At 71.4% G+C, this 14,346-nt stretch carries 11 protein-coding genes; 3 read left to right on the top strand and 8 right to left on the bottom strand.

Translation table 11 applies throughout. The features are described from left to right. Positions 1-12: 12 nt before the first annotated feature. Both ACIGO8_RS24480 and ACIGO8_RS24475 read right to left on the bottom strand, forming a co-directional pair. The gene (locus ACIGO8_RS24480) at positions 13-672 is read right to left on the bottom strand and encodes a phosphoglycerate mutase family protein (RefSeq protein WP_399734477.1); all 660 of its coding nucleotides are present in this window, start codon (positions 670-672) and stop codon (positions 13-15) included. Positions 673-705: 33 nt separating this feature from the next. After that, positions 706-2,316, bottom strand: coding sequence for an ABC-F family ATP-binding cassette domain-containing protein (locus ACIGO8_RS24475; RefSeq protein WP_399734474.1), 1,611 nt, complete (start codon positions 2,314-2,316; stop codon positions 706-708). Between the two features lie 99 nt (positions 2,317-2,415). Here ACIGO8_RS24475 and ACIGO8_RS24470 point away from each other — a divergent pair, with 99 nt between their 5' ends. Then, positions 2,416-3,087: a TetR/AcrR family transcriptional regulator C-terminal ligand-binding domain-containing protein gene (locus tag ACIGO8_RS24470; RefSeq protein WP_399734471.1), complete on the top strand. Its 672-nt coding sequence runs from the start codon at positions 2,416-2,418 to the stop codon at positions 3,085-3,087. 177 nt (positions 3,088-3,264) lie between these two features. Here the strand turns inward: ACIGO8_RS24470 and ACIGO8_RS24465 are convergent, their stop codons facing one another. Further along, positions 3,265-3,870, bottom strand: coding sequence for a YdbC family protein (locus ACIGO8_RS24465; protein ID WP_399734468.1), 606 nt, complete (start codon positions 3,868-3,870; stop codon positions 3,265-3,267). Between the two features lie 32 nt (positions 3,871-3,902). After that, positions 3,903-4,721, bottom strand: a complete 819-nt coding sequence (locus tag ACIGO8_RS24460) for an arylamine N-acetyltransferase (RefSeq protein ID WP_399734465.1) — start codon at positions 4,719-4,721, stop codon at positions 3,903-3,905. A gap of 87 nt (positions 4,722-4,808) precedes the next feature. Here ACIGO8_RS24460 and ACIGO8_RS24455 point away from each other — a divergent pair, with 87 nt between their 5' ends. Beyond that, the gene (locus tag ACIGO8_RS24455; RefSeq protein WP_399734462.1) at positions 4,809-5,339 is read left to right on the top strand and encodes a TerD family protein; all 531 of its coding nucleotides are present in this window, start codon (positions 4,809-4,811) and stop codon (positions 5,337-5,339) included. 163 nt (positions 5,340-5,502) lie between these two features. Here ACIGO8_RS24455 and ACIGO8_RS24450 read toward each other — a convergent pair whose 3' ends face one another. Both ACIGO8_RS24450 and nrdR read right to left on the bottom strand, forming a co-directional pair. Beyond that, the gene (locus ACIGO8_RS24450; RefSeq protein ID WP_399734459.1) at positions 5,503-8,394 is read right to left on the bottom strand and encodes a vitamin B12-dependent ribonucleotide reductase; all 2,892 of its coding nucleotides are present in this window, start codon (positions 8,392-8,394) and stop codon (positions 5,503-5,505) included. A gap of 178 nt (positions 8,395-8,572) precedes the next feature. Continuing rightward, positions 8,573-9,082, bottom strand: coding sequence for a transcriptional regulator NrdR (nrdR, locus tag ACIGO8_RS24445; RefSeq protein ID WP_399734456.1), 510 nt, complete (start codon positions 9,080-9,082; stop codon positions 8,573-8,575). A 469-nt stretch (positions 9,083-9,551) separates the two neighbouring features. Here nrdR and lexA point away from each other — a divergent pair, with 469 nt between their 5' ends. Continuing rightward, positions 9,552-10,343, top strand: a complete 792-nt coding sequence (gene lexA, locus ACIGO8_RS24440; RefSeq protein WP_399734453.1) for a transcriptional repressor LexA — start codon at positions 9,552-9,554, stop codon at positions 10,341-10,343. 108 nt (positions 10,344-10,451) lie between these two features. On the opposite strand, the gene ACIGO8_RS24435 is transcribed toward lexA, so the two are convergent. Both ACIGO8_RS24435 and ACIGO8_RS24430 read right to left on the bottom strand, forming a co-directional pair. Next, positions 10,452-12,425, bottom strand: coding sequence for an ATP-dependent DNA helicase (locus ACIGO8_RS24435; protein WP_399734451.1), 1,974 nt, complete (start codon positions 12,423-12,425; stop codon positions 10,452-10,454). A gap of 50 nt (positions 12,426-12,475) precedes the next feature. Continuing rightward, positions 12,476-14,341: an IucA/IucC family protein gene (locus ACIGO8_RS24430; RefSeq protein ID WP_399734448.1), complete on the bottom strand. Its 1,866-nt coding sequence runs from the start codon at positions 14,339-14,341 to the stop codon at positions 12,476-12,478. Positions 14,342-14,346: the final 5 nt, after the last annotated feature.

Genomic DNA, 14,346 nt, shown 5'->3' with positions numbered 1-14,346 from the left:
CGCCCTGCCACTCTATCCGGTGGGTCCGTACGGTTCCGGGGTACGCCAGCGTTCGAAGGGCCGGTCGAGGCGGTACTTCCCGTCCTCGCCGAGCAGCAGCATCCTGGTCTCGCCGTTTCCCGGGTTGGCCAGCGACTCGAACTCGGCGACCGTCCAGTGGAACCAGCGCATGCAGAACAGGCGCATGGTCAGCCCGTGGGTGACGATCAGGACGTTGGGCGGGTGGTCGGGCGCCTCGAAGCTCCGGTAGAGGCTCTCCAGGAACGCCCCGACCCGGTCGTAGACGTCGGCTCCCGACTCGCCCTGCGCGAAGCGGTAGAAGAAGTGCCCGTACGCGTCCCGGTACGCCTTCTGGAGGCGCACGTCCTCTCTCTCCTGCCAGTTGCCCCAGTCCTGCTCGCGCAGCCGCGGCTCCTCCCTGACCCGGACGCGACGGGGATCGAGCTGGAACGCGCGCAGTGTCTCGTGCGTGCGGCGGTAGGGCGACACGTAGACACTGACCCGCTCCTCGCCGAACAGCTCCCGCAGCCGCTCCCCCGTCTCCTCCGCCTGCCGCCACCCGGTCCCGGTGAGCCGGAGGGCGTGGTCGGGCTCCCGCTCGTACACCGTGTCGTCGATGTTTCCTTCGGACTCTCCGTGCCGTACGAGGACGATGCGCCGCGGTCGTGCCATGTCACGACCCTAGACGGCGTTCCGCCGGACGGCTCAGTCGAGCAGACGTCCGGAGTCCATCCGGCGTATGTGCCCGGTGAACCGGCGGCGCAGCTCCCGGTCGTGGGAGACGACCACCACGGCCCCCTGCCACTGCTCCAGGGCCGCTTCGAGTTCTTCGACGAGGCCGAGGGCCAGGTGGTTGGCGGGCTCGTCGAGGAGGAGCAGATCGGCGGGCCGGGCCAGCAGGCGGGCGAGCGCGAGGCGGCGTCGCTGGCCCGCGGAGAGGCGGCCGACCGGCACCTCCAGGTCGGCCGGGCGGAACAGTCCGTACGAGAGGAGCAGTTCGGCCTGCTCCTCCTCGGTGAGGGCCAGCCCGCGGCCGAACGCGGCGCGGACCCGCTCGGCCGGGCGGTGCGCCGGTATCTCCTGGGCCAGGTATCCGATGCGTCCGCTGCGCCTGATCCGCCCGGCGTCCGGCTCGACGAGGCCCGCCATGAGACGCAGCAGGGTGGACTTGCCGGCGCCGTTGGCACCCTGGACGAGCAGCCGCTCGCCCGCTGCGACGGTGAGGGTGTCGACGGCGAGCCGGTCGGCGACCCGGATGCCGTCGAGCGTGACAAGTGCGCCCTCGGCCCGGCCCGCGACGGGCCGTGCGGTGAAGGCGAGCGGCTTCGGAGGCTCGGGCACCGGGTCGTCCCGGAGCCGCCGCAGTCGTTCCCGGGCGTTGCGCACGCGCCCGGAGACCGAGGCCTGCACCCGGCCGCCGGCGCGGTCGTACGCCATCTTGTTGTTGTCCTTGCCGGCCCGGCCGGCGGCGACGCCGAGCGCGGTCGTGCGGGTGTACTCCTCCAGGCGGGCGGTCTGCGCGCACCACTCCGCGTGCGCCTGCTCCCAGCGGCGGCGGGCGGCGGCCCGCTCGGCGCGGAAGCCCGCGTACCCGTCGCCGTACCGCACGACGGTGCGGCGGTCGGCGTCGACCTCCAGGATGGCCGTGGCGACGCGCTCCAGCAGGACCCGGTCGTGGGAGACGGCCACGACCGTGCCGCGGTGGGCGCGAAGGGCGTCCTCCAGCCAGTCGAGCGCCTGGGCGTCGAGGTGGTTGGTGGGCTCGTCGAGGAGGAGCACCTCGGGCGCGGCGGCGAGGGCGCAGGCGAGCCCGAGGCGGGCCTGCTCGCCGCCGGAGAGGCTGCCGAGCCGGCGCTCTCGGCCTATGTGGGCCAGGCCGAGTCCGTGCAGGGCCTTGTCGACGCGCGCGTCCGCCTCGTACCCGCCGCGCAGCTCGAAGGCGGTGAGCAGCTCCCCGTACTCGCGGAGGGCACGCTCGCCGGCCGTGCCGAGCTCGGCCTCCCGCTCGTGGAGCTGTCGCTCCGTCGTCCGCAGGTCCGCGAGCGCGGCGTCGATCGCGTCGGCGACGGTGGCGTGGGCGGGCAGTTCCGGCGTCTGGGCGAGCATCCGTGCGCCGCCGTCCGCGACGGTGACGACCTCACCGAAGTCGGGCGCGTCGAGCCCGGCGAGCAGGCGCAGCAGGGTGGACTTGCCCGCGCCGTTCTCCCCCACGACGCCGATCCGCTCGCCGGGGCGCACGGTCAGCGAGACCTGGTCGAGGAGCAGTCGTTCGCCACGGGTCACGGTCACGTCGTGAAGAGAGAGCTGCGTGGGCAAGGGCGCCTCCGGGGGCACGAGGAAATCAGCTAACGCAACGGATGTCGCGTTACGACGAGTGTGGCACACTCGTACCGACTAACGCAACGGGAGTAGCAATTGAATGCATCGCGCAGGCCGGCGCACGAGGAAGAACCCACCGCCTCGGCCACCGCGGCCGCCCCGGGCAGCCGACGGCCCGGCGGACGCACCGCCCGCACCCGCGCCGCGGTCCGTGACGCCGTCCTGACCGGACTCGCCGAGCACGGCTATCCCGCCCTCACCGTCGAATACGTGGCGGAGCACTCGGGCGTGCACAAGACGACGCTGTACCGCCGCTGGGGCGGAGTGGAGGGCATGGTCGCCGACGCATTGGAGCTGGCGGGCGAGGACGAGTGGACCGCCCCGGACACCGGCAGCCTCGCCGAGGACCTCCGGGCGCTCGCCCGCGAGGTGGTCGACGCCTTCGCCGATCCGGGCCAGGCGGCCGCGCCGACGGCGTTCGTCGCCGCCGCGTTCCAGTCGCCGCGGGCCGCCGACTCCCTGCGGGCCTTCTACGAGGAGCGGTTCAGGCGCTGCGAGAGCGTGGTCGACCGGGCCGTGGCCCGCGGCGAGGCGCCGGCCGGCACGGACGCGGGCGCGGTGGTGCGAGCGGTCTCCGCGCCCCTCTTCCTGCGCCTCTTCGTCACCCGCGAGCCGGTCGACACCGATGTGGCGGACCAGGCGGCGCGTACGGTCCTGGCCGCCGTGGAAGCGGGCGCGTTCACCCGGCAGGACGCCCGGCCCGCGTAGGGCAGAGCCGGCCGCCCGATCACCTGCTCACCGGCCGGCCGCCCGCCCCGGCGTACACGTACCAGCCGGCCACGCGCCGCAGCGCGCGCCCTCGGCCTCACACCGCCCAGGCCTCACACCGCCCAGACCTCTCACCGCCCAGACCTCGCACCGCCCAGACCTCGCACCGCCCGGGCCTCACACCGTCCAGGTCGGTTCGAGCCGCACCACGTCGCCCGACATTGCCGCCACATCGGCCTCGGTCTGCGCCCGCAGGCCGAGCCGTTCCACCCGCTCGACCCGGTACTTGCCGTGCTCCGCCGCGGAGTTCCACATCGAGAGCACCAGGAACTCGTGCCCCGGCGCCTCACCGAAAAGGCCCCTGAGCATGCCGGGAGACCCGGCCATCGCCGGATTCCAGACCTTCTCCTGCATCAGGGCGAAGTGCTCCACCCGCTCCTCGTGGACCCGGCAGTGCGCGACCCGCGCCACGTCGGCGTCGGCGAACCGCGGCTCGAAGCCCGTCTTCACGTCGAAGCGGTGGTCGAACAGCTTGACCTGCGCGTTCCGGAAGGTGCCGACCTGAGCGGCCGCGAGCCGGTCGTGCGAGCGCGCCATGAACGAGTCGTAGAAGGCACGGCTCTCCCAGAACGCGAAGACATGGGCGACATCCGGCCGCCGCCGGCTCCATCCCCCGCCCTGCCCCCGGAATCCCGGCTCACCGAGCAGACCCGCCCACTTCCGCTGCCCCCGCTCGAACCCTCGACGGTCCACCACGGTGCAGCGAATCCACTTGACCAGCACCGCGCCATGGTACGGGGCGGAGCGACGCGCCGTCAGACCTCGGCCGAGTGGACCCGGACCAGACCGGCGGCCTCCTCGTCGTCCAGTTCGATTCCGAACACCTTGGAGAGCGTCGCGATCAACTCCTCCGGTCCGACCCGGCGTTCCTCGCGCGTCCCGTCCGCCCGGACCGTGAGCAGTCCGTCGCGGACCAGCGCCGTCCGCACCTCGGCACCGGGCTGGTGCGCCACCACCTGGCCGAGGAAGCGCGACCGCGGGTGGCTGGAGCTGTAGTGGTTCATCAGCTCGAAGTCCACCGGGTAGAGGGTGTGCGGGGCGAAGGCGTAGAGGTCGGTCCATCCTTCCGGGCGAAGCGCCCGCAGGACATGGACGCCCTCCGGCCCGATGGCGACGCCGAAGACCCAGCCGTCCTGCTCGACGCGCGCCCCGTCGGCCAGCGGCACCGGCTCCAGCGGTCCCTGCCAGCCGAACCCCGCGTCCAGGAGCCACTCTTCGCCGTCGAGCGCCACGACGAGCAGTCCGTGCGTGATCGGCGTCAGCGCGTCTCCACGGGTACGGTTCCGGGCGCCGCGCCCGGCGACCTGGAAGCCGATCCGCTCCAGGGCCGCGGCGAGCAGGGTGTTCTGTTCGTAGCAGTAACCGCCGCGCCGCCGGGCGACGAGCTTGGCCTGCAGGCTCGCCAGGTCGAGGCGGACCGGGCGGCCGAGGGCCACGTCCAGGTTCTCGAACGGAAGGGCCTCCACATGGGCCCGGTGCAGCGCGCGCAGCGTCACGAGATCGGGAGCGACCTCACCGACGTGTCCGATCCGCGCCAGATATGCGTCCAGATCCAGCTCTTCCCCGCCCCACATGCCGCACTCCCCCTCATCCGATGACATGTTGATCACATGACACCATGAACAGCTCGTCAAAAACGGTTCAGAGAGAGGGGATTCACGGTGAGCGGACTCAACAAAGGGGTCGACAAGGTCGAGGTGTCGCTCAAGTGGGACCCCAGTCCGGCCGGCGCCGCCGCGCACGACCTGGACATCGTCGCCGCGGTCTACACGGCGGACGCGCCCTACGGTCCTCCGGACCACCTCGTGCACTTCGACAGCCGTTCTCCCGACGGCACCATCACCCTCCACCGCGACAGCCTCACCGGCCAGGGCCTCGGCTACGACGAGGCGATGACGTTCGAACTGACCCGGATGGCGCCCCGCTACGCGCGCGTGGTGGTGGGCGTGGCCATACAGCAGGGCGGCGGACGGCTGACCTTCGGGCAGGTGGCACGGACCGGTGTCCGGGTGCGCGAGGGCTACACGGACCTGCTGGTCGACGACCTCGCGTCGGTGGCGGACGCGACGGCGGCCACGGTCGCCGAGTTCGTCCGCGACGACACCGGCGAGTGGGCCTTCCGGCCGTTCTCGCACGGCTTCGACACCGATCCGCGGGACTTCGGCGCCCTGATGGGCGCAGAGCGCTCCTGAGCACAGGGCGCGAACGTACGACCACACGACCACGCGACCGCTCGTGCGCACGACCGCACGACGAAGGGGACCGGCCGACGGCCGGTCCCCTTCGTCAGCTGCTGGTCAGCCGCGTGTACGGGCCGCGCCGGACGTCACGCCCGGCGCGATCCCGCCCGCGCCGTCAGCTGCAACCGCTGGTCGAGCCGCAGCCCTCGCAGATGTAGCAGGAGCCGGCGCGCTGCATCTTCGTACCGCAGGAGAAGCAGAGCGGGGCGTCCGCGCTGATGCCGAGCTGCATCTCGACGAGCTCCGCGGAGGTGTGGGCCTGCTTCGGAGCCGGGACCTCGGCCTTGGCCACCGGGGCGGCCACGGCCTTCAGCTCCTGGGCGACCGGCGCGGACTGGGCCAGACCCTCGACGTCGACGTCCTCATCGGCCGGCTCGTAGGAACCGGTCTCCAGGTGACGCTGGCGCTCCTCGGCGGAGTGGATGCCGAGCGCGGAGCGGGTCTCGAAGGGCAGGAAGTCCAGCGCCAGGCGGCGGAAGATGTAGTCGACGATCGACTGCGCCATCCGCACGTCCGGGTCGTCCGTCATGCCGGCCGGCTCGAAGCGCATGTTGGTGAACTTCGAGACGTAGGTCTCCAGCGGCACGCCGTACTGCAGACCGACCGAGACGGCGATGGAGAAGGCGTCCATCATGCCGGCGAGCGTCGAGCCCTGCTTGGACATCTTCAGGAAGACCTCGCCGAGACCGTCGTCCGGGTAGGAGTTGGCGGTCATGTAGCCCTCGGCGCCACCGACGGTGAAGGAGGTGGTGATCCCCGGGCGGCCCTTCGGGAGGCGCTTGCGGACCGGGCGGTACTCGACGACCTTCTCGACGGCCTCGCGGATCGTCGCCTCGGTCTTCGCGGTCACCTCGGCCTTCTCGTCCTCCTTCTTCTTCGCGGAGAGCGGCTGGCCGACCTTGCAGTTGTCGCGGTAGATCGCGAGCGCCTTGACGCCCATCTTCCACGCCTCGAAGTAGATCTCCTCGACCTCCTCGACGGTCGCCGTCTCCGGCATGTTGACCGTCTTGGACAGGGCGCCCGAGATCCAGGGCTGGATGGCGGCCATCATGCGGACGTGGCCCATCGCGGAGATGGAACGCTCGCCCATGGCGCAGTCGAAGACCTCGTAGTGCTCGGTCTTCAGGCCGGGAGCGTCGATCACGTTGCCGTGCTCGGCGATGTGGGCGACGATCGCCTCGATCTGCTCCTCCTGGTAGCCCAGGCGGCGCAGGGCCTGCGGGACGGTGCCGTTGACGATCTGCATCGAGCCGCCGCCGACCAGCTTCTTGAACTTGACCAGGGCGAGGTCGGGCTCGAGGCCGGTGGTGTCGCAGGACATCGCGAGACCGATGGTGCCGGTCGGGGCGATGACCGAGGCCTGGGAGTTGCGGAAGCCGTTCTTGGCGCCGAGGCGGATCACGTCCTGCCAGGCCTCCGTGGCGGCGGCCCAGATCGGGGTGTCCAGGTCGTCCATGCGGACGGCCTTGGCGTTGGCGTCGGCGTGCTGCTTCATGACGCGCTGGTGCGGCTCGGCGTTGCGGGCGTAGCCGTCGTACGCGCCGACGACGGCGGCGAGCTCGGCGGAGCGCTTGTACGAGGTGCCGGTCATCAGGGAGGTGATGGCACCGGCCAGGGCGCGGCCGCCGTCGGAGTCGTACGCGTGGCCGGTCGCCATCAGCAGGGCGCCGAGGTTGGCGTAGCCGATGCCGAGCTGGCGGAAGGCGCGGGTGTTCTCGCCGATCTTCTGGGTGGGGAAGTCGGCGAAGCAGATGGAGATGTCCATCGCGGTGATGACGAGCTCGACGACCTTGGCGAAGCGCTCGACGTCGAAGGACTGGTTGCCCTTGCCGTCGTCCTTGAGGAACTTCATCAGGTTCAGCGAGGCGAGGTTGCAGGACGTGTTGTCCAGGTGCATGTACTCGCTGCACGGGTTCGAGCCGTTGATGCGGCCGGACTCGGGGCAGGTGTGCCAGTGGTTGATCGTGTCGTCGTACTGGATGCCCGGGTCGGCGCAGGCCCACGCGGCCTCGGCCATCTTGCGGAAGAGCGCCTTGGCGTCGACCTCCTCGATGACCTCGCCGGTCATGCGGGCGCGCAGACCGAACTTCCCGCCGGTCTCGACGGCCTTCATGAACGCGTCGTTCACGCGGACGGAGTTGTTGGCGTTCTGGTACTGGACGGACGTGATGTCGTCGCCGCCCAGGTCCATGTCGAAGCCCGCGTCGCGCAGGGCGCGGATCTTCTCCTCCTCCTTGACCTTGGTCTCGATGAAGTCCTCGATGTCCGGGTGGTCGACGTCGAGGATGACCATCTTGGCGGCGCGGCGGGTGGCGCCGCCCGACTTGATCGTTCCCGCGGAGGCGTCGGCGCCGCGCATGAAGGAGACCGGGCCGGAGGCGTTGCCGCCGGAGGAGAGCAGCTCCTTGGAGGAGCGGATGCGGGAGAGGTTCAGGCCGGCGCCGGAGCCGCCCTTGAAGATCATGCCTTCTTCCTTGTACCAGTCGAGGATCGACTCCATGGAGTCGTCGACGGACAGGATGAAGCAGGCGGAGACCTGCTGGGGCTGCGGCGTGCCGACGTTGAACCACACCGGGGAGTTGAAGCTGAAGATCTGGTGCAGGAGGGCGTAGGCCAGCTCGTGCTCGAAGATCTCGGCGTCGGCGGGCGAGGAGAAGTAGCCGTAGTCCTCGCCGGCCTTGGTGTAGGTCTTCACGATCCGGTCGATGAGCTGCTTGAGACCGGTCTCGCGCTGCGGGGTGCCGACGGCCCCGCGGAAGTACTTGCTGGTGACGATGTTGACCGCGTTCACCGACCAGAAGTCGGGGAACTCGACGCCGCGCTGCTCGAAGTTGATCGAGCCGTCGCGCCAGTTGGTCATGACGACGTCACGGCGCTCCCAGGTCACCTCGTCGTACGGATGCACGCCGGGGGTGGTGTGGATGCGCTCGATACGCAGGCCCTTGCTCGCCGCCTTGGCTCCCTTGGCGCGGGAACCACGTGCCGGACCGCTCGCCGTCTCTGTCATGCCGCCTCCCATATACGGGCAAAACACCCTGGAGCACCCAGAAAATTCCAGGGCTCCGTTTTCTGTACTGCTGTCTGTACTGCTGTTGCCACGAGCGCCTCACGGACGGCTCGGGGCACGTCTTTCCCTCGGCCGCGCGACGGCCGGTCGCCGGACCGCCGCCGGTCCGGCCCGCCGGTCAGTCGGCGGCGGTGGCGGGAACGGGGACCCCGGGGGCCGGTCCGGTCCCGCCGCCCTCGGCGGGAGGCCGCTCGCGGAGCTCCGCGATGGCGGCCTCGAAGTCTTCCAGGCTGTCGAAAGCCTTGTAAACGGACGCGAAACGCAGGTACGCGACGAGGTCGAGCTCCTGCAGCGGGCCGAGGATGGCCAGACCCACGTCGTGGGTGGTCAGCTCGGCGCTCCCGGTGGCGCGCACCGCCTCCTCGACCCGCTGGCCGAGCTTGGCGAGGGCGTCCTCGGTGACGGGCCGTCCCTGGCATGCCTTGCGCACGCCGGAGATGACCTTGGTGCGACTGAAGGGTTCGGTGACCCCGGACCGCTTGACCACCATGAGCGAACAGGTCTCCACCGTCGTGAAACGACGGGAGCAGTCCGGGCACTGGCGGCGACGGCGGATCGACGTCCCGTCGTCGGTGGTGCGACTGTCGACGACGCGGCTGTCGGGGTGCCTGCAGAAGGGGCAGTGCATTGGTAAAGACCCTCCCTCACGGCACGACTGAATAGCCCCGCCGGGGCCGTCAAGGCCCCTCGAAGCGACCACCAGCATAGGCGATGCGGAGGCCCCCGAAAGACCAGGGACCACTACTTCTGGGTGGCCGATGCAATCCAACCACTAGATCTTGGGTTGGCGCTTGATTGCGGCCCCCTGCGCGTGTCGCGTGCGCGGCCGGCCACAAAGGTACGGGAAGGGCGCGGCGACGCGGACGGCGGGGTCGTCGGTGCGACACTGGGAGGGCACCTCGCTCCTCACCGGTCCGGCGCCGAAGACTACCGTAATGACCGATTTAGGAATGCGGCCCGGGTCGGCATATACACCCACCTACGCAGGCACGTAAGGCGAACTGCGAATTTTCACTCGAACGTGTGTTTGGCGCAACCTTTCGAAAGCCACTACCGTTGTGCCAGCCAGGGAGAGACATTCGAGAGGGGCCGACGACGTGACCACGACCGCAGACAGCGCCACCATCACCGCCCAGGACCGCTCCCAGGGCCGACTCGAGCGAGTGCACGCGATGAACGACGCAGCCATGAACGGGGAAGGGGAGCCCGGCCGACCCGCGCGCTCGCTTCCCGGGCGACCTCCGGGGATCCGGGCCGACAGCTCCGGCCTGACCGACCGGCAGCGCCGGGTCATCGAGGTCATCCGCGACTCCGTACAGCGCCGTGGGTACCCGCCGTCGATGCGCGAGATCGGCCAGGCCGTCGGCCTCTCCAGCACCTCCTCGGTGGCGCACCAGCTCATGGCCCTGGAGCGCAAGGGCTTCCTGCGCCGTGACCCGCACCGCCCCCGGGCGTACGAGGTGCGCGGCTCCGACCAGCCCAGCACCCAGCCGACGGACACCACCGGCAAGCCCGCCGCCTCCTACGTCCCCCTGGTCGGCCGTATCGCGGCCGGTGGCCCCATCCTGGCCGAGGAGTCCGTCGAGGACGTCTTTCCGCTCCCCCGGCAGCTGGTCGGTGACGGCGAGCTGTTCGTCCTCAAGGTCGTCGGCGACTCCATGATCGAGGCCGCCATCTGCGACGGCGACTGGGTCACCGTCCGCCGTCAGCCCGTCGCCGAGAACGGCGACATCGTGGCCGCCATGCTCGACGGCGAGGCCACGGTCAAGCGCTTCAAGCGCGAGGACGGTCACGTCTGGCTGCTGCCGCACAACGCCGCGTATCAGCCGATCCCGGGCGACGAGGCCACCATCCTCGGCAAGGTCGTCGCCGTGCTGCGACGGGTGTGACTCCACCTCGTCGGCCCTGAGCCGGGCCCCGGGACCCACTGCGCCGGTCCCGGGGCCCTGTCGTGTCTCCAGGGCCCCGCGCCGAATCGGACGACGGGCGATGACCGGTTACGACTCCGCCGCCGTGGCCGCCGCGTCGATAGCCGCCAGCGACCTGCGCACCTGGTTCCGGTCCGTCGTGTACCAGAAGTCCGGCAGCGAGGCCTTCAGATAGCTGCCGTACCGAGCCGTCGCCAGCCGCGGATCCAGCACCGCCACCACACCGCGGTCACCCGATGCCCGTACGAGACGGCCGGCGCCCTGCGCCATGAGCAGCGCCGCGTGGGTCGCCGCCACCGCCATGAACCCGTTGCCGCCGGCGTCCTCGACCGACTTCTGCCGGGCGCTCATCAGCGGGTCGTCCGGGCGCGGGAAGGGGATCTTGTCCATGACGACCAGCTGACAGCTCGGCCCGGGGACGTCCACGCCCTGCCAGAGCGACAGCGTGCCGAACAGACAGGTCTTCGGGTCGGCGGCGAAGTTCTTGATCAGCTCACCGAGCGTGTCCTCGCCCTGGAGCAGGATGGGCAGCTCGGGAATCCGGGTCCGCAGCTCCTCGGCCGCCTGCTGCGCGGCGCGCATCGAGGAGAACAGGCCGAGCGTCCGGCCGCCGGCGGCCTGCATCAGCTCGGTCAGCTCGTCGAGCATGTCGCCGCGCTCGCCGTCCCGCGCGGGCCGGTTCAGATGCTTGGCGACATAGAGGATGCCCTGCTTCGGATAGTCGAAGGGCGAACCGACGTCGATGCCCTTCCAGACCGGCAGGTCGTCGCCCTGGACGCCCTCGGGAGCCAGGCCCAGCGAGGCGCCCACGCCGTTGAAGTCGCCGCCCAGCTTGAGCGTGGCCGAGGTCAGCACCACGGAGCGGTCCGCGAACAGCTTCTCGCGCAGCAGGCCGGAGACGGTCAGCGGCGCGACCCGCAGCGAAGCCCCGAAGCGGTCGTGCCGCTCGTACCAGACGACGTCATACTCCGAGCCCTGGGTGATCCGCTCGGCGACGCCGTGGACGGTCTCCACCGAGGCGAGCGCCTGCTTGCGGACGGCGTCCTCGTCCTGGACCGAGCGGTCGCGGGTGGAACCGAGGGCGGTGATCACCGCACGGGAGGCGTCGCGCAGCGCCGCCAGCGCGTAGGCCAGGTCCTCGGGGATCTTCTCCAGACGGCCCGGCAGCGCCAGCTCCATCAGCCTCTCGAAGCCCTCGGCGGCGGTCTGCAGCTGGTCGGCGACCTTCTCGTCGACCAGCTTCGCGGACCGGCGCACCGCGCGGTTGACCTGGCCGGGAGTGAGCTCACCGGTGGCCACGCCGGTCACCCGGGAGACCAGCTCGTGCGCCTCGTCGACGATCAGCACCTCGTGCTGCGGCAGCACCGGAGCGCCCTCGATCGCGTCGATGGCGAGCAGCGCGTGGTTGGTGACGACGACCTCGGCCAGCTTGGCCCGCTCACGGGCCGCCTCGGCGAAGCACTCCGCCCCGTACGCGCACTTGCTCGCGCCCAGGCACTCGCGCGAGGAGACCGAGACCTGGGCCCAGGCCCGGTCGGAGACGCCCGGCGTGAGGTCGTCCCGGTCTCCGGTCTCGGTCTCGTCGGACCAGTCCCGCAGCCGCAGGAGGTCCTGGCCGAGCTTGCTCGTGGGCGCGGCCGCCTCGAAGGGGTCGAAGAGGCCGTCCTCCTCGTCCTGCGGGACGCCCTCGTGGAGGCGGTGCAGGCACAGATAGTTCGACCGGCCCTTGAGCATGGCGAACTCCGGACGGCGGCGCAGCTGCGGGTGCAGCGCGTCGACGGTCCGCGGCAGGTCGCGCTCGACGAGCTGGCGCTGGAGCGCCAGCGTCGCCGTCGCGACCACCACGCGCTCTCCCTGCGCCAGCGCCGGCACGAGATAGCCGAGGGACTTACCGGTGCCGGTGCCGGCCTGGACGAGGAGGTGGGAACCGTCGTCGATGGCCTCGGCCACGGCCTCGGCCATGGTGACCTGGCCGGGGCGCTCCACACCGCCGACGGCGGAGACGGCGGCGTGGAGGAGATCAGGGAGGGATGGCTTCGTCATAGCCCCTCCACCCTACGGGGCGGCACTGACAGCCGGGGCCGTCCCGGCGATCACGCGAGCGGGTTCGCAACGGTCCCGTGGACGGCCGCGTGGGGCCGCTCGGGGCGGTCGCGGTAGCCGTCGAGGTGGAGTCGGTTCCGGTTCAGGCAGAGCCGCTCGATCCGCGGCACGAGCAGGTCGAACAGCTCGAACCGTTCCTTCAGCTCCGGGAAGCCCGCCTGGTGGCGGAGGATCTCGGCGCGTACCAGCGTCCAGAACTCCTCCTCGGGCACGTCCAGTTGCTCCTCGCACAGCGGCGCCAGGTAGCGGAAGACGCCCACGAACAGACCCGAATGGATGAACTGCGTGAGGAAGTCGGGTTCCTCCGTGAGCAGCACGGCCCGCACGTCGTCGGGCATGCCGGTGTGCTCGGGGAGCGGTACGGCGCTGATGTTGACGTCGTCGACGAAGTCCTTGATCGCGAGGCGTACGGGCACGTCCTGCTCGTCGTAGACGACGATGGCGTTCTCGCCGTGCGGGGAGAAGACGGTGCCGTACTGGTAGAGGAAGTGCAGCAGCGGCGGCAGCAGGGCGGCGAAGAGCCGCTGGAGCCAGGCGCGCGGCGCGAGTCCTGAGCGCTCGACGAGTTCGGCGACGAAGGCCCGGCCGTCCGGGTCTGTGTGGAGCAGGGCGGCGAGGGTGCGGGCGCGCTCGCCCGGCGGCAGGCGCAGGGGCTCGCGCCAGATGGCGCCGAGGAGTTCCTTGTACTGGTAGGGCACCTCGGGCAGCTGGTCGTAGAGCGGGTGCTCGACGGTCACGGAGGCGACCTCGCCGAGGAGGATCACGCCGCACTCGTCGCGCAGGAAGGGGTCGGCGTCGCGCAGCCCGTGGACCCAGGCGGTGACGGCCGGGGCGGCGAGGGTGCGCTCGGTGGGCAGTCCGCGCCAGACCAGGGTGTTGAGGACGGACAGCGGCAGTTTGACGGTGTGCCGGTCGGGCCGTGTGGTGTTGAGGAAGGTACGGACGGACTGCTGCGGCAGCCTGAGGTCGGTGTCGGCGGGGAGCGGGACGACCGCTCCGGAGGCGATGGCGGGAGCGTAGAGCGGCAGCACGATCTCGTCCCACTGCCAGGGGTGCACGGGCAGCAGGAGGTAGGCGTCGGGGTCGAGGCCGCGGGCGCGCAGCGTGTCGCGGAAGGTGTCGCGGGTCTCCGGGTCGAGTTCGCGGGCGTAGAGCAGGTCGGGGGTGTCGAGGCCCGGGACGCCGCGGTAGGCGGCCATCCGGCTGCTGACCGCGATCCACGGGAGGCGGGCGGGCCGGCGGGCCTCGGGGGCCCAGTGGGCGGTGTCGGCGGCGGAGAAGCCGATCCGGCCCTTGTTGAGGACGAGCCACGGGTGGCCGGTCTGGTGGCCTTCGAGTTCCGCGTAGCCGAGGTCGGCGAGGTGGGCGGCGGGCAGCGCGGTGTGGTCGAGGCGGGCGTCGGCGGCGAGGGTGGTGGTGAGCTCGCGGATGAGGTGGCCGAGGGTCGCGCCGTCGAGGTCGAGGAGGCGGCGGGCGCGGACGAGGAAGGCCAGCGGGTCCGTGGCGGGCCGGCCGTCGACGGTGATCGAGCCGGGGTCGATCCGCCAGCTGCCGTAGGCGCCGCGGCGGGCGGTGAAGGCGAGGGTGCCGCCGTCGTCGAGGGTGAGGGTGTAGCCGCCGGGGCGGTCGGGCGCGGTCGCGGCGGGGTCGGCCGGGCGGGGCTCGACGATCTCCTCGTAGGCGAACTCGGCGACGGCCTTGGCGAGCAGCCGGGCGGCGGCCCGGTTCCAGGCGGTCGGGTTGAGTTCGGGAGGACAGCCGGGGACAGGCGTGGCGGGCTGGGCGGGCGTGGCGGACGCGGACGTGGTGGGCGTTGCGGGCAGTGCGGAGTCGTGGGGTGCAGGGGACGTCGACACGAGGA

This window comes from Streptomyces sp. NPDC053493, assembly GCF_044544825.1.
Taxonomy (GTDB): Bacteria; Actinomycetota; Actinomycetes; order Streptomycetales; family Streptomycetaceae; genus Streptomyces.
Note: the sequence above shows the minus strand (reverse complement) of the source record. Positions and strands in the feature narration are given on the sequence as shown.